This is a genomic window from Dokdonia ponticola, assembly GCF_042653865.1.
Taxonomy (GTDB): Bacteria; Bacteroidota; Bacteroidia; order Flavobacteriales; family Flavobacteriaceae; genus Dokdonia; species Dokdonia ponticola.
The window spans coordinates 76,231-96,649 of record NZ_JBHSFV010000008.1 but is presented as its reverse complement, the minus strand read 5'-3'; the positions used below and the strand labels follow the sequence as shown (position 1 = coordinate 96,649).

General features: G+C 36.8%; 14 protein-coding genes. 7 read left to right on the top strand and 7 right to left on the bottom strand.

Annotated elements, in window-relative coordinates; all coding sequences use genetic code 11:
* The first annotated feature begins 9 nt into the window (after positions 1-9).
* Genes ACFO3O_RS13545 through ACFO3O_RS13520 form a run of 6 tightly spaced genes read left to right on the top strand, consistent with a single transcriptional unit; the run spans position 10 to position 8,188 of the window.
* Entirely contained in the window at positions 10-1,296 is a 1,287-nt protein-coding gene (locus ACFO3O_RS13545; RefSeq protein ID WP_379979691.1) for a polysaccharide deacetylase family protein, read from the top strand.
* A complete protein-coding gene (locus tag ACFO3O_RS13540) occupies positions 1,289-1,975 on the top strand; it encodes a YjjG family noncanonical pyrimidine nucleotidase (RefSeq protein WP_379979689.1) in 687 nt (228 codons plus the stop codon). Before ACFO3O_RS13545 ends, ACFO3O_RS13540 begins: the two co-directional genes overlap by 8 nt.
* Before the next feature lie 56 nt (positions 1,976-2,031).
* The gene (locus ACFO3O_RS13535) at positions 2,032-2,592 is read left to right on the top strand and encodes a hypothetical protein (protein WP_379979687.1); all 561 of its coding nucleotides are present in this window, start codon (positions 2,032-2,034) and stop codon (positions 2,590-2,592) included.
* A 34-nt stretch (positions 2,593-2,626) separates the two neighbouring features.
* Positions 2,627-3,997, top strand: a complete 1,371-nt coding sequence (locus tag ACFO3O_RS13530; protein WP_379979685.1) for a DUF5723 family protein — start codon at positions 2,627-2,629, stop codon at positions 3,995-3,997.
* Position 3,998: 1 nt separating this feature from the next.
* Positions 3,999-4,823: a hypothetical protein gene (locus tag ACFO3O_RS13525; RefSeq protein WP_379979683.1), complete on the top strand. Its 825-nt coding sequence runs from the start codon at positions 3,999-4,001 to the stop codon at positions 4,821-4,823.
* Entirely contained in the window at positions 4,820-8,188 is a 3,369-nt protein-coding gene (locus ACFO3O_RS13520) for a VCBS repeat-containing protein (RefSeq protein ID WP_379979681.1), read from the top strand. The genes ACFO3O_RS13525 and ACFO3O_RS13520 overlap by 4 nt, the downstream gene beginning before the upstream one ends.
* Positions 8,189-8,190: 2 nt before the next feature.
* On the opposite strand, the gene ACFO3O_RS13515 is transcribed toward ACFO3O_RS13520, so the two are convergent.
* On the bottom strand, positions 8,191-9,468 hold the full coding sequence (locus ACFO3O_RS13515; protein WP_379979679.1) for a replication-associated recombination protein A: 1,278 nt from the start codon (positions 9,466-9,468) through the stop codon (positions 8,191-8,193).
* A gap of 87 nt (positions 9,469-9,555) precedes the next feature.
* Here ACFO3O_RS13515 and ACFO3O_RS13510 point away from each other — a divergent pair, with 87 nt between their 5' ends.
* Complete coding sequence (locus ACFO3O_RS13510; RefSeq protein ID WP_379979677.1) at positions 9,556-10,323, top strand: rhomboid family intramembrane serine protease; 768 nt, start codon at positions 9,556-9,558, stop codon at positions 10,321-10,323.
* Position 10,324: 1 nt separating this feature from the next.
* Here ACFO3O_RS13510 and rlmB read toward each other — a convergent pair whose 3' ends face one another.
* The 6 genes from rlmB to ACFO3O_RS13480 all read right to left on the bottom strand — a co-directional run bounded on the left by rlmB (position 10,325) and on the right by ACFO3O_RS13480 (position 20,410).
* Positions 10,325-11,062 (bottom strand): 23S rRNA (guanosine(2251)-2'-O)-methyltransferase RlmB, encoded by a 738-nt coding sequence (gene rlmB, locus ACFO3O_RS13505; RefSeq protein WP_379979675.1) that lies wholly within the window; start codon positions 11,060-11,062, stop codon positions 10,325-10,327.
* A gap of 88 nt (positions 11,063-11,150) precedes the next feature.
* Positions 11,151-11,915, bottom strand: a complete 765-nt coding sequence (locus tag ACFO3O_RS13500) for a DUF6503 family protein (RefSeq protein ID WP_379979673.1) — start codon at positions 11,913-11,915, stop codon at positions 11,151-11,153.
* Positions 11,916-11,984: 69 nt separating this feature from the next.
* A complete protein-coding gene (locus ACFO3O_RS13495; RefSeq protein WP_379979671.1) occupies positions 11,985-12,962 on the bottom strand; it encodes a DcrB/PsbP domain-containing protein in 978 nt (325 codons plus the stop codon).
* A gap of 25 nt (positions 12,963-12,987) precedes the next feature.
* The gene (locus ACFO3O_RS13490; RefSeq protein WP_379979669.1) at positions 12,988-14,652 is read right to left on the bottom strand and encodes a SusD/RagB family nutrient-binding outer membrane lipoprotein; all 1,665 of its coding nucleotides are present in this window, start codon (positions 14,650-14,652) and stop codon (positions 12,988-12,990) included.
* 24 nt (positions 14,653-14,676) lie between these two features.
* Positions 14,677-17,922 (bottom strand): SusC/RagA family TonB-linked outer membrane protein, encoded by a 3,246-nt coding sequence (locus ACFO3O_RS13485; protein ID WP_379979667.1) that lies wholly within the window; start codon positions 17,920-17,922, stop codon positions 14,677-14,679.
* Between the two features lie 439 nt (positions 17,923-18,361).
* Complete coding sequence (locus ACFO3O_RS13480; protein ID WP_379979665.1) at positions 18,362-20,410, bottom strand: FG-GAP-like repeat-containing protein; 2,049 nt, start codon at positions 20,408-20,410, stop codon at positions 18,362-18,364.
* Positions 20,411-20,419: the final 9 nt, after the last annotated feature.

Here is a 20,419-nt window from a genome sequence, read left to right as displayed (position 1 = left end):
TCTATTTTAATGTTGCTTGTTTATACCCATAAGATTACACCTAGAGTCACCTATACCTTTAAGCATATATGCACAAGAGTATTAGGGATAAAGGTGTCTTTTACGAGTAAAGTAGAGGATTTTGTAGCCCATGAAGGTTCTAAGTTGTCATATACCCATAAGCAATTAGGAAACGAGTTACATATCAGTGCCGTAGAGCTACTTTTTGAACAAGGCGTAATGGATGTTGATTTTCAATTACAAGATTGGGATGGGGTCCCTTGCTTTTTTGCATCTAAAATTGCAGAAGCAACCATGCCGTATGATATATTTGCCGCTACTTTTTATATGTTAAGTAGGTATGAAGAGTATCTACCACACGTAAAAGATGCGTTAGGTCGTTTTCCAGCGAGTGAGAGTATAGCGTATAAAAATCAATTCTTAGACCGACCTGTTGTCGATATTTGGATACAACGATTTAGAGAAGTTTTAGAAAAATTCTTCCCAGATGCTGTATTAAAACAATCACAATTTACGACTCAAGTTATCATAGATGTGCCGCAAGCTTATGCCTACAGGAAAGTTGGATTTTTAAGAACCGTAGGTGGGTATGGACGGGACTTTATTAATTTTCGCTTAAAGCGAAATTTTATAAGAACTCAAGTCCTATTAGGATTGCGTAAAGATCCTTTTGACATCTTTAGTTGGTTAGTCAATGTCCAAAAACAATCTTCATCTCGGTTTAAACTATTTTTCGAACTAGGTGATTATACCGCCGATAGTAAAAATATAAAATATAGTAAACGTAGTTTTCAATCTTTGATAAAAATGGTAGGCGACTACTCTACCGTGGGTTTACTAGTTTCCAAAAACGCCTCACAGTCTGTAGAGGTCTTAAAAGAAGAAAGAAAACGCATTGAGCATATTACAAATAGGCCCTTAAAACAAACAAGGATTACAGACTGTAAGATTGTATTGCCTACGAGTTATAGGGATCTTCTGGATCAAGAAATTGCAGAAGATTATACGATGGGTTATCCTGATATTCCTGGTTTTAGAGCGAGTACAAGTATGCCATTTTTGTTTTATGATCTGGATTATGAAATACAAACACCTCTAGTGGTTAACCCGTTTTGTATGCATGTAAATGCCATCATTGACGAAACTAAACACACCATAGATCGAGTGCGTTTAGAACGAATTAAAGGTGCTGTAAAAGAGGTAAACGGATTATTTTTGATCGCTTTTTCAAATTCAGATTTCACGAATGTGTACAGTAAGAAAGTATTTAGAACATTATTAACAACAGATGAGTAAACAGATTACAGACGTTTTTTTTGATTTAGACCATACCTTATGGGATTTTGATCGTAATTCAGGACTAGCCTTTGCTACCATATTTGAGAAGAATAACATAGGAGTGCATTTACAGGATTTCTTAGAAGTGTATTCTCCTATCAATTTTCAATACTGGAAGTGGTTTCGAGAAGAAAGAGTAACGAAAGCGCAGCTGCGTTATGGTCGATTCAAAAAAACATTTGATGCTCTTAAGATTAAAGTAACAGACGATACCATAGATAATCTTTCTGAAGATTACATACTACACTTGCCTGATAATAATCACTTATTTGGAGGGGCCATAGAGTTGCTAGATTATCTAAAAAAAGAGTATACACTTCATATCATCACTAATGGTTTTGAGGAAGTACAAATGAAAAAACTTAAAAACTCAAATATTGATACTTATTTTGATACGGTGACGACTAGCGAGACTGCAGGTGCAAAAAAACCAAACCCTCAGATTTTTGATAAAGCACTCAAAGCCGCAAAAGCAACCCCAGAAAAAAGCATGATGATAGGGGATACCTATGAAGCAGATATTTTAGGAGCAGAGCGTATGAATATGAAAACAATATGTTTTAATTATCATAATCTAAAAATGCCTGAAAAGCAAGTTGTCGTAAAAGATTTACTAGAAATTTGTAAGTACTTGTAGCAATATACTTATCAAATATTCGTTTTTTTATTAGTTTTAATAAACGCCCCCAAGTTATGAAATACCTTCAGCAATATCTCAGTATAGTGGTACTCATCACTTCATGTTTTATAAGCACTTCTTGCGTAAATGATGTAGATTTTGATCAAACACAAGATGTAGTATTTAATCAAACGGTGGATGCATCCCTTATTTTCTTTACCATAGACACTTCAGATTTTGAAAATGTAAATACAGAAGAAGCTGTTGTTACGGTGCGTGATACCACTCGATTAGAGTTTCTAAATGATGACTTTATCAGAGAGAATTTAATAGAAGTTACATTAGATTTTCAAGTAGATAATACTTTTGGACAATCTCTAGTAAATCGTGCTGCTTTTCTAAATAATGCAGGACAGGAACAATTGGTTATAGAATTTGATATTATTTCATCTCCTGACGGATCTGTACAACAAACGTTGTATACACAGGTGTTAAGTCAAGAAGATATTGAAGCTATAAGCAATTCCATTCAACTGGCAAATGAAGTGGTAGTTACGACCAATGGCGCTTCGTTAAACGGAGAACTATCGCTCCAGAGTAAGGCAATATATACACTTGAATTTTCAGACTTATAATCGTATGAGGGTAGTTCTTTTCATATGCTTAAGCTTGCTAGTCACAGAAGTCTGTGCACAAAATAAACAGCTACTTTATAATGTAGATGATTTACCGCAAACGTTATTGAGTAATCCTGGTGCCTCCATCGCTTTTGAAAAACACATTGGGATTCCATTTTTTTCTGGAATATCATTTAACGCAGGCTCAACAGGAGTAAGTGCATATGATATTTTTCAGGAAGGGGGTGATATTAACGCACGCATCCGAGATGCTATTTTCAGTCTAGATAATAAAGATGCTTTTCTGTTTAATCAGCAATTAGAGTTGGCTTCTTTTGGATGGAAAAGCAAGTTCACTGAAAATTATTATTCAGCTGGGCTTTATCAAGAGACAGATGTGATCGCTTATTTTCCAAAAGATTTGGCTGTACTAGCGTATGAAGGGAATGCCAATTACTTAAATACTCCTTTTCAATTCTCTGATATATCTGTTGCTGCCGAAGTTATTTCTGTCTATCACTTTGGAGTGAATAAAGAGATTTCTAAAAAGCTAAGAGTCGGCGCCCGTGCAAAACTGTACATGAGTATTGCTAATATAAACAGCACAGAAAATGAAGGTTTTTTTATAACAAGGACAACTCCCGATGGCCCTAATCTTTTGCAACACGAAGTCCAAGGAGCATCAGTTACCGCAAATACTTCTGGACTACGCTCCATCATAGATGGAGATGCTGGAGCAGGAAGCGCCGTAGGAAGAGCTATACTAAGTAATAATCTTGGAGTCGGTTTTGATATAGGGGGGACTTATACATTTAATAGTAATTGGACCGCTACAGCTAGTATCATTGATGTAGGTGCTATTTTTCATACAAAAGACTTACGCAATTATAGAGTTTCTGGTAGCTACGCGACTAGCGGGATAGAATTACAGTTCCCAGATGTATTAGATGGAGAACAGCTTTCAGACTATTGGCAAAACTTAGAAGATGAGTTCGAAGAAAATCTTCCTTACGAAGATGAATTAGAAAATAGCTATACAACTTGGCGTCCAACCAAATTCAATGCCTCTTTAAATAGAGGGTTTGGTGCCAATCTTAATGGCGATTGTGATTGTACTAATGGTGGGGTAGATAGGTATGCAATGAATGTAGGGGTACAGTTATTTGCTGTTAAGCGTCCCAAAAGTCTTCAGGGAGCAGCCACGGTGTATGTAGATACAAACTGGAATCGGTTCTTGAGAACCAAAATGACCTACACCTATGACGCATTTTCTAACAGAAATATAGGACTCTTACTTTCAACAAAAATTAACAAATTTAATGTTTATCTTGCAGCAGATAATTTATTAGATTATTCCAATCTGGCAAAGGCTCGAAGCGCTTCTTTACAGTTTGGTTTTCAGTTACTTTTTGATCCTGAATAAAATGAAACTACCATTAATTGCAGTCCTTTTATTGATATACGTATCCTCTTTCGCGCAAAGCGTAAATGATTACCAATATGTTATTGTTCCCGAAAAATTTGACTTTGCAAAAAGTATAGATGAATATCAGTTAAATTCACTCACACAATTCTTATTTAATAAGTATGGGTTTGATTCTTATAGGGAAAGGGATGAAAAGCCGCCTGGGTTAAAAAACGGTAGTTGTGATGCCTTATATGCAGATGTTGAGAGTGATTCAAATTTCAGAATATCAAGATTTACAGTCTTTTTGAAAGACTGTAATGGCAAAGTGATTTTTGTATCTGAGCAGGGAAGGAGTAAAGAGAAAGATTATAAAAAGTCCTATCATGAAGCACTTCGCGATGCTTTTATCTCTATCCAAGAATTACAATATTCTTATAACGGAACATCTCAAGAAAAGAAAAAAGAAGAAGAAACTACGCCATCCAATGAAGCATCTAAAGAACAATCTGAGACGAAAACAAAAAAGCCTATAACCCCAAGGCTAGTCATAGATGACCAAGCCATCACAGAGGTGAAAGAAGAAGTAGAAAAAATAACCTCTACAGATGGAACCTATCAAAGCGCCGATGGGTTTTATAAACTTGTCGTAAAAGAAGATAACCTTACTATTTTTGAAGGAACACAAAAAATAGGAACAGCGATTACCAATGATAATAAAACCTATGAGGTATTAACAACTCAGTTTACAGGAAAAGGGTATTTTGAAAATAATACCTTTATCGTAGATCGTACAGTAAAAGGAATAGGAGTAGTAAAAATGATATTTTCAAAAAGCAAATGAAACAATTTTTAACCATAGGTTTAGCCCTTTTTTTTCTAGGCTGTGGTCAGGAAAAAGATACTAAAACTACCACTTCGGTATCAGAAGAAACGTCCGACAAAACACAAAATCTTTTTGAGCTGATCCCTAGTTTGGAGAGTGGGATCACATTTTCCAATACCCTTAAAGAAGATGTAGGTACGATAGAAAATCTATTTGACTTTGATTATTTCTACAATGGCGCGGGTGTAGGCGTTGCAGATATTAATAATGACGGTCTTCAGGATCTGTTTTTTACAGGAAATCAAGTAGAAAACAAGCTATACCTCAACAAAGGGAATTTGCAATTTGAAGATATTTCTGAACAAGCGGGTATAAATGCAGGAAAACAATGGGCAAATGGAGTCACTTTTGCCGATGTTAATAATGATGGGTGGATCGATATTTACGTTTCTCAAGGAGGTCCAAAACAAGCCCAAGACCGTAAAAATCTATTGTACATCAATTTAAAAGATAACCGCTTTCGCGAAAGCGCACAAGAATATAATCTCGCCGATACAGGTATCAGTACGCAGTCCGTGTTTTTTGATTATGATAATGACGGCGATCTAGATTGTGTGGTGTCTAATGAAAATGAATTTTACGGACTCGATCCGAAGCGGTTTTTTGCCACAATGGATTTGGGTGACAACCTAAATAAAAGTAGTGTACAGTTGTATGAAAACACTGGAAATTCCTATTCAAAAATCACCAAAAAAGCAGGACTTCTTAAAGCGGCTTTTGGACTTGGAATCACCGTCAGTGACATTAATAACGACGGCTGGTTAGATATTTATATTGCCAATGATTATTATGTGCCTGACGCCATGTACATCAATAATAAAAATGGCACATTTACAGACCAGATTAAAGAGTACACAAAACAAGTTTCCTTCTATGGGATGGGCGTTGATATTGCCGATATTAATAATGATAATCTTCAGGACATATTTGTGTTAGACATGGCAGCCAGTGATCATGTGCGCTCTAAAACCCTAATGGCAAGTATGGACACAGATCGTTTTTCTATGCTCGTGGACGATCTTGGATTTCAGCATCAATACATGTTTAATTCGTTGCAGTTAAATATGGGAGGAAATCATTTCAATAATGCGGTACATCAAGCCAAAATGGCAAAAACTGATTGGAGCTGGGCAGGACTTATTGTCGATTTAGATAATGATTCTCATCGTGATGTGTATGTGACCAACGGATATAGAAGATATGCGCTAGATAATGATGTCCAAAACCAAGTGCGAGATACACAGAAAGCCTTTGGAGGCAAAGTACCATTAGATGTAAAGCAAAAGCTATATGACGCTATGCCTACTGAAAAATTGAGTAATATCATGTTTCATAATGATGGCGATCTTCATTTTGAAAACAAAGGCTACCAATGGGGACTTGCCGTAGCTTCTTACTCCAATGGAGGGGCGTATGCAGATTTAGATAATGATGGGGACTTAGAGCTCATTGTAAATAACATAGACGATGAGGCTTTCTTGTTTAAAAATACCAGTACAGAAAAAGAAGTTGGAAATTACCTACGGGTTACCCTAGAGGGTGCTACCTCAGAAACATTTGCTAAAGTTACAATAGCCTACGGAGATCAATCTCAAGTATATGAGTCAAAAAGAGCCAAAGGGTATCTTTCTGCTACAGAAAATATCGCACATTTTGGATTGGGAGATATTAAGAACATAGATAAAATAACAGTGCAATGGCTTTCTGGAAAGATGGAAGAGCGCACTAATGTTCCTGTAAATACTCTAGTTTCATTTGTAGAAAATGAAGCGACACTTTCAGGTGATCCCGTATTTAAAACGGATATGGGGGCTGGGTACGCTTTCGCGAACCTGCCTAGCCGGCAGGCAGGAGCGGAAACGATATTCGGACTCGATTTTACGCACAAAGAAAATACCTATGACGATTTTGCAAAGGAAGTTTTATTGCCTTACAAGCAATCTACTTTAGGACCCAGTATGACAAAAGGAGATGTCAATGGCGACGGACTGGAAGATGTGTATGTAGGCGGCGCTTCTGGACAAGCGGGCCAATTATTTGTGCAAACAGAAACAGGGTTTAAAAAATCAAAACAAAACGCTTTTGAAGCCGATGCCATGCACGAGGACATGGAATCTATTCTTTTTGATGCCGATGGGGATCAGGACTTAGATTTGATTGTTGTAAGTGGTGGTAATGAATTTGCAGCGCAAACGGCTGTTTATGAGAATCGATATTATCAAAACAACGGAAAAGGAATATTTACCAAAGTAGCTTTTGATACAGACAAAACCACTGGTTCCTTGTCTAGTAAATCTGTCACTACCATTGACTATGACTCAGACGGAGATCTGGATGTGATTGTAGGAAACCGAATCCAACCACAGCATTTTCCTGTCAGCGCTCCTTCTCAAATCTACCAAAATAATGGAGGTGTATTTATCAATGTAACCTCACAAGTAGCTCCAGGATTGTCAGGTTTTGGGATCGTAAACAAAGTCATCACCACAGATTATGACGCCGATGGGGATGATGATTTTATGATGGTAGGCGAGTGGTCGCATATTGGGGTTTTTAAAAATGAGAATGGGATATTTACCGATGTGTCTAAAGACCTAGGGCTAGACTCTGAAAAAGGATGGTGGTTTACCATTGCAGAAACCGATGTTAATAAAGATGGTCTTCCCGATTTTATTGTCGGTAATATAGGGGATAACGTAAAGTATAAAGCTTCTAAAAAGACACCTTTTAAAGTATTTGCTTCTGATTTTGATGATAATGGCACTTTTGACTTAGTACTGAGTAGTAGTTATAATGGTAATTATGTCCCAGCTAGAGGGAAACAGTGCTCTACCCAGCAAATGCCTTTTATCTCAGAAAAGTTTGAAACCTATAACGCCTTTGCAAATGCAACCTTAAAGGATATTTATGGAGAAAAATTAGAAACAGCGTATCAAAAAGATGTGACTACGTTTTCTTCAAAACTGTTAATTAATAAAGGAGATGGCACTTTTGATGTGTCTGTATTACCAACGTATGTGCAAACAGCTCCAGTGTTGAGTGTCATTACGAGGGATATAAATGAGGATGGTTATGAAGATGTGATCGTGATAGGTAATATTTATAACACAGAAGTAGAAACGCCTCGGTATGATGCGGGCAATGGTGTTGTTTTACTCTCCAATCAAAAAGATGGGTATACAGCATTATCTGTAATGGAATCAGGTTTGTTTGTTGACGGGAATGCAAAGAGTTTGCTAGAGGTGTCTCATGTTGGCTTAAAGAAAGATATTGTGCTTGTAGGCATTAATGATGGTCCTCTTGCAATAGTGGAGCTTAAATAGGCTTAATAATCGTATTTGTCATTCCACCGTACTTTAAGGAAGTCTCTAAGTCCTTTTTCTCTAGCAGAAGTTCCTGGGTCGTATAATTTTGTATTGGATATTTCTTCAGGTAGAAATTCCTGATGCGCAAAGTTTCCAGGATAATCATGCGAATATTTGTATTCTTCTCCGTAGCCTAGTTCTTTCATTAGTTTTGTCGGGGCATTGCGTAAATGTAGTGGGATGGAAAGATCCCCAGTTTCTTTTACAAGCCGTTGAGCTTTATTAATCGCCATATAGGAAGCATTACTTTTAGGTGAACTAGCTAGATACGTCACACATTGACTTAAGATGATTCTTGCTTCTGGGTATCCAATGGTATTGACAGCTTGAAAGCAATTGGTAGCGACGACCAAAGCCGTTGGATTTGCATTTCCGATATCTTCTGAGGCCGAAATGATTAATCTGCGTGCAATAAATTTTACATCTTCACCTCCTTCTATCATTCTAGCAAGCCAATACACAGCTGCATTTGGATCACTCCCACGTATGGATTTTATAAAGGCAGAAATAATATCGTAGTGTTGTTCTCCTGTTTTATCATAAAGCACGGTGTTTTTTTGAATTTTAGACATCACAAGATCATTTGTGATTGTTACCTTGTCATTAGGTTCTGTCGTGACCACAAGTTCAAAAATATTGAGCAATTTACGTGCATCACCACCACTGAGTCTTAATAGTGCTTCTGTCTCTTTAAGTGTTATGTTTTTGTTTTTAATAACGCTATCTTCCTCCATTGCGCGTTTTAGTAAGGCTTCTAGGTCTTCTTTTCCAAAAGGTTTAAGAATGTACACTTGACATCGCGACAAAAGGGCAGGGATTACCTCAAAACTTGGATTTTCTGTCGTAGCTCCAATCAACGTAACCCATCCTTTTTCTACGGCACCTAGTAAGGAATCTTGTTGAGATTTGCTAAAACGATGAATCTCATCAATGAATAGAATAGGATTTTTTTGAGTGAATAAACCACCACTTTGTTTTGCTTTATCTATAACGTCTCTGATGTCCTTAACGCCACTGTTTATAGCGCTTAGGGTGTAAAAAGGGCGTTTGGATTCGTTGGCGATAATCGTAGCTAATGTTGTCTTTCCTATCCCTGGAGGTCCCCAAAGGATAAGCGAAGGAATTACTCCTGCGTCAAGCGCTTGACGTAATGAACCTTGCGCTCCTACAAGATGTACTTGACTTAAGTAGTCTTCCAGTTTTTTTGGACGTAAACGCTCTGCTAATGGTGTATTCATAACATAAAAATAGGTATTTTATGAGTGATACGAATGACAATATTACGGTATTATTCTATTTGGCTGATTCTTTGCTTTTAAATTAATATGAATTCAAAATCTTCCTCTTTTCAATTTTATAATGGGGTTATTCTATACCCAATTGGATTTGTATTACTCATGTGGGTCATCTATTGGATTGAGATGCGTTTTGGTGTCAACTTTACACCTTATGGGGTCAAACCTCAAACAGCGCTAGGCTTAAGAGGCGTTTTCTTTTCTCCTTTTATTCATAGTAGTTTATCGCATTTGTGGCATAATACAGTCCCTTTGTTTGTGTTGAGTGCAGCCCTTTTTTATTTCTATCACAGAATCGCATGGCGTGTCTTTTTTTTAATTGTTATTCTTAGTGGTATAGGAACATGGCTTATTGGACGGTCTGCGTATCACATAGGAATGAGTGGTGTTATTTATGGACTTGTATCTTTTTTATTTTTTAAAGGAATACGAGCCAAGCATTACAGGCTCATTGCACTTTCTTTGCTTGTTGTGTTTTTATACGGGAGTTTGGTTTGGGGGACGTTACCCATGGATGAGAAAATATCTTGGGAAGGACATTTGTCTGGATTTATATCAGGGGGAATCTTGGGTTTTTGCTTTCGCGAAAGCGTAGCCAAACCTCTCAAATATGTTTGGGAAGCAGCAGATTATAATGAAGAAGATGACCCTTTTATGCGTCAATTTGACGAAAATGGAAACTTTATAGAGCTACAAGAAGAGCTTGAGTCCGAAGTTGAGTCTAATACTGAAGAAACAGATGAGGCATCAATTATCAATTATGTTTATAAAGAAAAAGATACTGATGATACCGCTTAACTTACGATTGTCGTTGTCTAACAACTTCATATAAGAAAGCACCACACGCCACGGACACATTTAATGAGGCAATAGACCCTAGTAAGGGTAATTTTGCTTTTTCATCTACGATTTTAAGAACTCCTGGCGAAACACCGCTGTCTTCCCTACCCATCACGATAGCAGTGGGTTGTTTAAAATCTAGATTGTATACTGTATTTTCTGTTTTTTCTGTGGCAGCAACCACATGTATGCCCGATCCCTGAAGATAGTAAATAGCATCTTTTATGTGATCTACTTTTGCGATAGGAATATTAAAGGCAGCTCCTGCAGATGTTTTAATAGCTACGGCATTGAGAGGTGCACCTCCTTTTTTAGGAATAATGATCCCATGTACTCCCGTGCACTCTGCAGTACGTATAATAGCACCAAAATTACGTACATCAGAAAGCTGATCTAATAAAATGAATAAAGGAGTGACCCCAGATTCTACAGTACGGTTAACGAGATTTTCAAAATCATCAAATCGAACCACAGAGATATTTGCTATGGCTCCTTGGTGGTTTTGTTGCGTGAGTTTATTTAATTTTTCAATGGGTACATACGAAGTTTGTATGCCATTTTTCTTAATTAAGGTGTTAAGCTCACTTGTAAGGTTGTTTGTAAGTCCTCTTTGTAAATAGACTTTGTCAATTTCTTTTCCGGCCTCAATGGCTTCTATAATAGCTCTTGTGCCAAATATTTGAAGATTTTTTTCCATGAGTTGATGTTTAAGAGGCTGTTTTTTTTGTTTTTGCAAAGAAACTACTTCTTAGGCATACTTCCTGACTTATTGTGCTAAAAAAACACTAAGACTTTGGCTGCACGCTAATAGAGTCAAATTGTATAGTACGAATTACTTTTAAATCACTCTGATTATATTTTGTATATAATTTTTCTAAAGGCGTGATAGTATCATTTGCATGAAATAAGATATAGTCTTGAAATAAAATATCTTTTATTCTTTTTGGTTCTGTCATTCGTCTAAATTGCTGTTTTGATCCGCTTAGATCATGCTGTATTGCTGTATACCCAATTTCATACGTATTTACATCTATATATAATAAAAAATGATCTTCAGGTAGGTCAGGTATTTTTGTAAACTGAACATCTAAAGTAAAGTATTCCTTTTGACGAATGATTACATTAGGTTGTCTAGAGAGAATGACATCATTAGTAGTTAAGTTAAATGGGATAGAAAATGTATACAAAAATCCAAACAGACTTATTTCTGCCATTCTTTTTGAATACTTTTCTTCTGACTGTAAGGAGTCATTTATAAAGTATTCTATAAGTCCATATTTATAAGACAATAAATGTTTATCATTGTTTACTTGGCGTATTTGTTTAAAATTAGCTCTTCCATTATCATATTGAAGGCTAAAGAAGGTTTTGTCGATATTAAATTCAATAAGTGAGTTTTTAAAGGATTCTCCTCCGTGAGCATTGATTGTTTTTTGAAGTAACTCATCAGGAGTTATTTCATTTAAAACCGTTTTGTCTTTTGTATTGGTTTTTTGCGTACAGCTAACGGTTACCAAAAAAAGGATGCTTAGGGTATATAGTGTTTTCATAGTAAAAAAAATAGTAAAAAAAAGGCTACCTATTTAGGTAGCCTTTTATATTTATGTATTTAGATACTCTTACTGTTTTGTCAATGTAAGTACAGAAGAGTAAGGAGCACTTGGGCAAGTACTTCCGCTATCTCCAGCTGTAATTATAAATCCAAGTGTAATGACTGTATCATCTGAAGGATCGTAAGATCCAAAGTCAGTTCCTAAAGAATCACCTTGAATAGCACCACCACATCCTACTCCACCACCAAGAGCTTGGTTTGGTAAAATTGTTGAGCCACAAACTAAGTTAAAGTTGATAGGTCCAACAAAATCTCCAAATTCAGGTAGGAAAGGAACATCATTTAAAACTCTAGCAGTAGCACCTTCACCAGCAGTCATTGAATAAACACCTTCTGTAAAGTCTTGCGTAGCTCCAAAATCAGGGAATACACCAGTTGTTACTACTAAAGCGTAGTCTCCAATTGCAAAAGCCGCATCTACTGGACAGGTAACTGTCGCAGTATATTGGAAAGGAGAGTTAAAGAATCCAGCGGTAATGATACCCCCAGCATTATTTGCTGAGAATACACGTCCGTCTGTCAAGTTTAATGCAAGACGTATAGTAAAAGTATCACCTCCAAAAAGTTGATCTCCAGTTACACCAGCACCTGCGTTTAATACATCGGCTGGAACTTCTAATGTATATCTAGGTAAACCGAAAGGTCCATCCATGAATTGATCAGCATTAATCGTTGTGATCGCAAATTCGTTAAAATTTGCTCCAGTTGTATCTCCATCATCTTCAGAGTTATCGGCAAATGTAGCAAATACGTCTACACTTTGTAATAAATCTCCTCCGAACTCATCTTGCATCTCTAATTCGACAGCAAAACCAGCGTCCAATCCAATAGGAAGTTCATTTGAAATTAATTGGATAGTACGAAGTACAGCTCCAGTTTCAACAGTATCTTGAACTACTACTGTTATGTTTTCTTCATCGTCATCACAAGAACCTAGGCCTAATGCTAAGATTCCCATAAAGACATATTTATATAAATTTTTCATGTTTAATTTTTACTTTAAATTAAAATTAGTTTGCCGCAGGGAATCCACCACTAGCTGAAGATGGAGGGTTCGTATCCCAGAATACTTGAACGCTCTGATCTGCTTTTTGGCTAATATTTGGATTTGCAGTTACCTCAGATGTAGCGTAAGGGAATGATCTTACAAAACCTCCTGGGTTTGGCTCTAAGTTTGGAGGAATTGTTGTAGGGAAACCTGTTCTTCTGTAGAAGTTATAAGCTTCAGCTCCAGCTCCATATTGAGAAATCCAGAATTGCTCAGCAAGCAAGTTCATACGATCATCATTGTTAGTAGCATCGTTAAATGCTTGTACTTGTGCATCAACAAATGCAGTGGCCTCTGCCATACTTACATCAAAAGAAGTATCTCTTGAAGCATCTCTAACTCCAAAGCCGATAACTTTAGTTACAGATTTAGTGATTGCATTTTCTAAATGCATTGCAGCTGCTCCAGGGTTGTTTTGAGCCATTGCAACTTCAGCACGCATGAAATCTACTTGTGAAGCTAATAAGAAAGGCTCGATACCAGCCCCTCCTGCACCTAGACCTAAACCTACGTTAGAGAAACGGTTATCATCAAACAATCCACCAGCAGGGTATACACCAGATGCAGTTCTAAAGAAGTTGTCTGGTGGAGTACCTTCATCATTTCCATGCAAACGACCCCAATAACCGTCTTCAAGAAAACAGAAGATATCACCAAATCCAGCTGCTGTTATGTGAGCAGGAGGCATTTGAAGTGAACATGATAATGTTTCTCCATTTCCATCAGGATCACAACTTGCACCAGGAGTACAATCACTTTGTCTAAAGAAATAGTAGCGAATTCTTGGATCATTAGAATTTAACATATAATCCATTGTCCAGTTAGACTTGTAGAGGTTAGCACCAGAAGGTGTGTAATCTGCTACATAATCTGGGTGACGTTCGTCTGGGTTTACTTCATTAGTTCCAAATTCGAATACGAAATCTTGATCATTAGATTGGATAAAGTTATCTCCAGCAATGATCTGATCAAAAGTAGTGTAATCTTGCACTGTAAGTGCTGCTTTTAAACGAATTGTGTTGATAGCTCTAATCCATAAGCTAGAGTCTCCTCCGTAAAATAAATCACTACCTGCAGTTCCATTTAATAAACCTTGTGCCTCATCAAGCATTTCTAAAGCAGCAGTATATACTGACTGACCTGAATCTAAGTTTGGCGCAGGAAATTCGTCTGGATTTACAGCTTCAGATAAAGGAATATCTCCAATAAAATCAACCATTAGCATAAGACTGTGTGCTAACATCACTTTAGAAATTCCTTCTTGAAAGTCTAATGATCCGTCACCAGCTTCTGCATTTAATGCTGCAATATTATTGATGTTTGGAATCATAGAAGTAGAATATATTCTATTCCAGTTTCCGTTTAGAGCATTTCCAGTAATACCTGCAAAATAATCTCTAGAACCAAAAGTATTAATTCTTACTAGTCCAGCAGCGTTTCCGTTAAAACTAGACATGTTATTTAAGTACCCTATCTGAATCGTATTTAATAATAAATTTGGATCGGCTTGATTAGGGTTAAGTCCATTGGGGTTCTCTGTAAGCTCAAGCTCTATTGTTTCACAAGAGTAAAACATAGCTGAACTAGCAACAGCAACCGCCATTATGAATTTAATTATTTTTTTCATAATTATAATTTTATAAATTTTTAATTAAAATGATGCTTTAACACTTACACCATAACGTTTTGATGATGGTCCGTTAAGGAAGTCAAACCCACGTCCATTACCAATACCAACACCTGCTACGTTAGGATCAAAGTTAGCTCCGTCTGGTGTATTGTATGCATCATACCAAAGGTTAAATCCGCTAGCCGTAATGCTGAAAGAACCAAATGGTGTTTTTTCTAAGTATTTCTTAGGAACATTATATCCGAAAGAAATTTCTTGAAGTCTAAGTACAGAACCATCATATACTTGTAATTCAGATGGGCCGAACAGTATGTTTGAGAAGTAATACTGTGAGTTGTTAATCTGAGTTTGGTTAGGAGTTGAATTTCCAGCAGCATCAACATTTACACCTGGAAGGATGAATGTGTTTTCTCTATCTTCAGTTTCAACAATTAGTCCACGTCCAAGAAGTACAGATATAGTTGATGCATATATGTCACCTCCTTTTGTGTGGTTAATTTGGAATCCTAAGTTAAAGTTCTTGTATGATAATGTATTGATAAAGTTCATTACATAATCTGGTTGTGGGTTACCAATGATAGGCTGAATGTTACGTCCGTCATCTAATGTGATGTTTGGCTCAGTTACATAGTTACCAGCAGCATTTACCACGAAGTTACCGTTTGCATCTCTTAAGATACGATCTCCAACGATTACACCTAATTGCTCTCCTTGAATAGCAGCATTTCCTAAGTTACCAAAACCAGCATATACGATAATGTCCTCAGCTTGCTCAGTTACGATTTGCTCAGATTGTGTGAAGTTAACTCTTGAGTTCCAGTTGAATCCGTTGCTATCACTTTGGAAGATGTCAACACCTAAGTCAATTTCCCAACCATCACCTTCTACTTTACCAATGTTATCTTGTGTTTGTGTAAATCCAGTTGATGGAGCTAAGTTTCTGTTTACGATTAAGTCTTCAGTTGCACGATCAAAATAAGATACGTCTAAACTAATTCTATTTTTCCATAAACGTGTTTCAAAACCAAATTCAAGTTCACTGATAAGCTCAGGTTGTAGATCTGGATTTGCTCTAAAGCTACTAAGTCCGTTTGTAGTTAATCCAACTTGTAATTGGTTAATATTTTGATTTACTAACTGAGATACTGGGAATCCTTGTGGGAATCCAGCAGATGTTCCTAAACTAGCTCTTACTTTAAGGTAATTTAATGCATCACTCTTTAAGCCATCAAAAGCAGCTGTAGGTAAGAATGAGATACTTCCACTAGGGTAGAACTGAGAGTTGTTCTCAGTAGGTAAGTTAGAAACCCAGTCATTACGTCCAGAAAGAGAAACGAAGAACATGTTATCATAATCAAAATCTGCTTGAGCTAATACCCCAACAATATTTCTGAATGTAGTAAATTGTCTAGCAACTTGTTGTCTGAAGTTAAAGTGTCTTTGAACTCCAAATACGATTTGGTCAGTGCTATTAACACCCTGTGCATCAATCTCTCTAGATCTAGAAGTTGCTCCAGCAATAAACGTTAAACCAATTTTATCACTTAAATCATAATCTCCGCTTAATGCTAAGTAGTGATCCCAGATTCTTGTGTTTATGTCAAATGTATTATACTCTCCACGGATATCATCACGAGCAGCACCTAATACACCTCCTTTATTAATATAGCTTTCGTTTCTTTGGTTAAAGAAATCAACACCAGCTCTATATTGGATGTTTAAGTTATCAGATAATTCGTATGATAAAGTAGATGTACCAAATACACGGTTTGTGATTTGAGAATCTTTAGCATTAGCAACAATCCAGTTAGGGTTGTTGATATCGTTACCGTTACGGTAGTAGATACTTCCTCCTGTTTCTGGAACCTCAAATGGAAGATTTACTAAATCTACGTTACGAGGTGTAAAGAATACATTTGCAAATACTGAGAATCCTGTTGTACCATTTCCTAAAGAAGCAGCTACTGGTGGGATTGAGAAGTCAGTTCTAGCATAGTTTAAAGATCCAGAGATCGTAAACTTGTTAGTTAATTGAGCTCTACCTCCAATAGATAAGTTATTTCTTCTTAATTGGTTTCCTGGGATAAATCCTTGATCATCTAAATGACCGTAGTTTACATTGTAAGATACTTTTCCATCTTCAGAACTTCCATTGATGTTGATAGAAGTATTAGAAACTGCTCCAGTTCTAAAAAATGCATCTACGTTGTTGTATGGTCTCCATTCGTAACGCTGATCCTGAAATTCTTGGTTAAGGATGTTGTTACCACCTAAAAATCCGTTAAGGAAAGCAGATGATGAGTATGGGTGCTCAACAGTTCCATCAGCATCAATAAGCTGAGCTGGATCATTTAAATATCCATCAACTCCACCAGCAGCAAATGCAGGTCCCCAGTTTGAGAAGAACCATCCAAATGATTGGTCAAATCCTCCACCATATTTATTTTGATAATCAGGAAGAGAAGCGATTTCGTTTGCAAAATACGATTGGTTGATTGTAATCTCTGACTTCTTAGGACCTTGTCCACGAGAAGATGCAGATTTTGTTGTAATTACGATTACACCATTTCGTCCTGCAGTACCATAAAGTGTAGCTGCTGCTAAACCTTTAAGTACGTTAACACTTTCAATGTTGTTAGGATCAAGATCTAAGAAACGAGAAGATCCATTGTTACCATTCGCAAAGTTTCCATCTGTGTTTGTGTCACTACTAAAAGGAACACCATCTACGATGAAAAGTGCTTGGTTACTTCCATTAATAGAGTTGTAACCACGAATAACAACGTTTGTTGCAGATCCTGATGCACCACTCTGAGAAGTAATCGCTACCCCAGATGCTTTACCTGAAAGGATACGTCCAACGTCACCTTCTGTACGATTTTCGATTTCTTCTGAAGAAACCTCACTTACAGCATATCCTAACGCTTTTTTCTCACGCTTTATACCCTGAGCTGTTACGATTACTTCATCTAATTGATTGTCAGAAGCAAGAGTAACATTGATTGTAGTTTGATTACCTACAGTAACCTCTTGAGTTGTGTAACCTACATAACTAAAAACAAGCACATCATTCGGGCTTGCTTGGATAGTGTAGTTACCATCAAAATCGGTTTGAGCTCCAGTCTGAGTTCCTTTGATTAAGACACTTGCCCCAGGCAATGGTCCGTTTTCTTCAGAAACTGTTCCGGAAACTGTTGTTTGTGCAAATGAAACTTGCACGACAAACGCTAACAAGAGCGTTAAAATTCCACTAAACTTTGTTTTCATTTTTATAAATTATTTGAATTAGCCAATGTCAAAAATCACAATAAAAAGTTAATTACACAACTATTTACTCCTAAATTTTAGAAATTTTAAATATATCTCAATATTGTGTGAGAAGTATTTAAAATTAGAGCTCTAGCTATATTGCATACTTTAATCTTTATTGTGTTCGTTGTAATAGTCCATTTCCTGATAGAATAGATCTCTTAATATTTTAACAAAAACCAATGATTATGATGTTTGATCTATATGTTAACTTACTGTTAAGGAATTGCCTCAGTGGTTTTTATCAATATTTAAAAAAATAAAGTGTCTGTCTAAGACACTTATTTGTGAGGGATGCGTCTATGTCATATAAAAAATCCAGAGAAGGTATCCTCTCTGGATTTTGTCTGTTTTTTAGCAACGTAAATATGCTTTAGGGCTACTTTATGTAGGGATTTTACTTTTTTAGAAATTGTTGCACAAAGGTAGTATTCCCTTGTAGAATACGTAAAAAATAGTTTCCAGTAGCAAGATTACTTACATCTATTCTGTTTGTTTCATTAAGTCTAGCATTTAAAACACGTTTTCCATCTGCGGTAAATACAGAATAGATTGCATTTTCTAATGGAATTGATGTTTGTAAATTGATTACACCGTCTGCTGGATTAGGATATATGCTAAGATCGTTTGCAGTTATATCATCTACACTTAGAGCTTCATTCTCATGTATGATAAGTGTACCGTTAATTTCTGGGTTCTCTACTACGGTTATAATTCCAGAAGGCCAATAAACAGTTACAGTGTCTATAGTGTCATCTTGTCCTAAGCCAAAATGTGTATTTAGCGAACTCATATATCTAAATCCTTCGCCGCTTCTTACATCTCTAATTTGAGTTCCCAAACCTGGGGATGTTATTTCTACTCGTGCTCCAATTCCATTTAAATTACTTTGATCTCCAATAGTGACGATTTTGATCCAGTTGTTATTATTTCCGTTGTTAATAAACAAACCATTACTAAAAATGTCAAGAAATCCGTCGTTATTTACATCTCCAATAGCGCCACTTTGAGGAACTGTCTGCGAAATGACTTCAAAAGATAACCCATCACCGCCATTCAGGAGAATCCGTCCGTTTGAAAATATATCAACATGTCCATCATTATCAAAATCTGCAGGTGCATTTTCTATACCTAATGGTGTTTCAGACAGATCTACACTTCCTGAAATATCTGTAAAGGTTCCATCTCCGTTATTACGCATGTATTTTGTGGGTCCGTCTGCTGTAGAGCTTGCGCCTATATATCCATCCATATCACCATCATTATCATAATCACCCCAGGCTGACGACCAGGTTTGTACGGGATCTGCAAGGTTCACATCAGGATCTGCGGCTATATTTGTATAGGTGCCGTCTCCATTATTTCTATGTAGTTCATTAATTTTTGCTTCCGTATCACCTCCTCTACATTTTGCAATAAAAAGATCCATGTCACGATCATTGTCATAATCGATCCATACTGTGCCGTAGTTTCCTCCATTTGCTACAAGACCTAAACCTGACGGGATACCATCTGGGTCTGCACCTTGATAGAAAGTGAGGTTCCCGTTTCCGTCATTAATATAATATACATTGGGTTGTACATCATGACATACAAATGCATCTAAGTGTCCATCATTATTAAGGTCGACAAAATTAGAACGTTGAGAAAAAACAAACTCAGGGCCTGATATTTCAGTAAATGCAGTTCCGTCATCATTAGCCATCATAAATGTAACTCCGCTTCCACCTCCATATAATAGGTCATTAAATCCATTACCATCAATATCTCCAGCAGCAAGACTCCAAGAAGGAGTATAATTTGCAGGTGTTGTGGCGATATCTACGGTATTGAAACCACCTTCTTCTAGTTGGTAATTGATATTTATGTTTGTTGCGGTAACAGACACCAAGTCATCAAGAAAATCTCCGTTCATATCTACAACGGCCAATCTAGATCCTGATGTGGAAACACCTTGTGCAGTAAACGTAAGTTGCCCTGGTGGCGGGGCATCAGCTTCGCTTATTTCAAAGTCAAACCCATTAGAAGACCATCTATTGTCCCATGCAATGTAATAAGATTCTCCGGCTACTGCTTGAAATGAAGCTATAGATAAAAAACCATTGCCAATGGTTCCTGCGTCATCATCACCTACAATACACGTTAGGTTATTACAATCACCTCCATATACTTGGACACGTGTATCTCCTCCAGAGTTTATCTCTAAATCAGAAGTAATGGTAACAAAAACATCATCTCCAGCAGGAGCCGTATAAAGATACCATTCTCCGTTATCTGCAGGGTTTGTGGTCTCTGTACTACATACAGGGATTGGTGCTTCTCCGTCAATACTATCTACGGTGTATATTCCAGCGCTTACAGAAATTGCTTCTGCACAATTTTGACCTGATTGTGCTACTAATACCAAGGGTATAAAGAGCAAAAAGGTATAGAGTAATTTTTTCATAATTGGTGT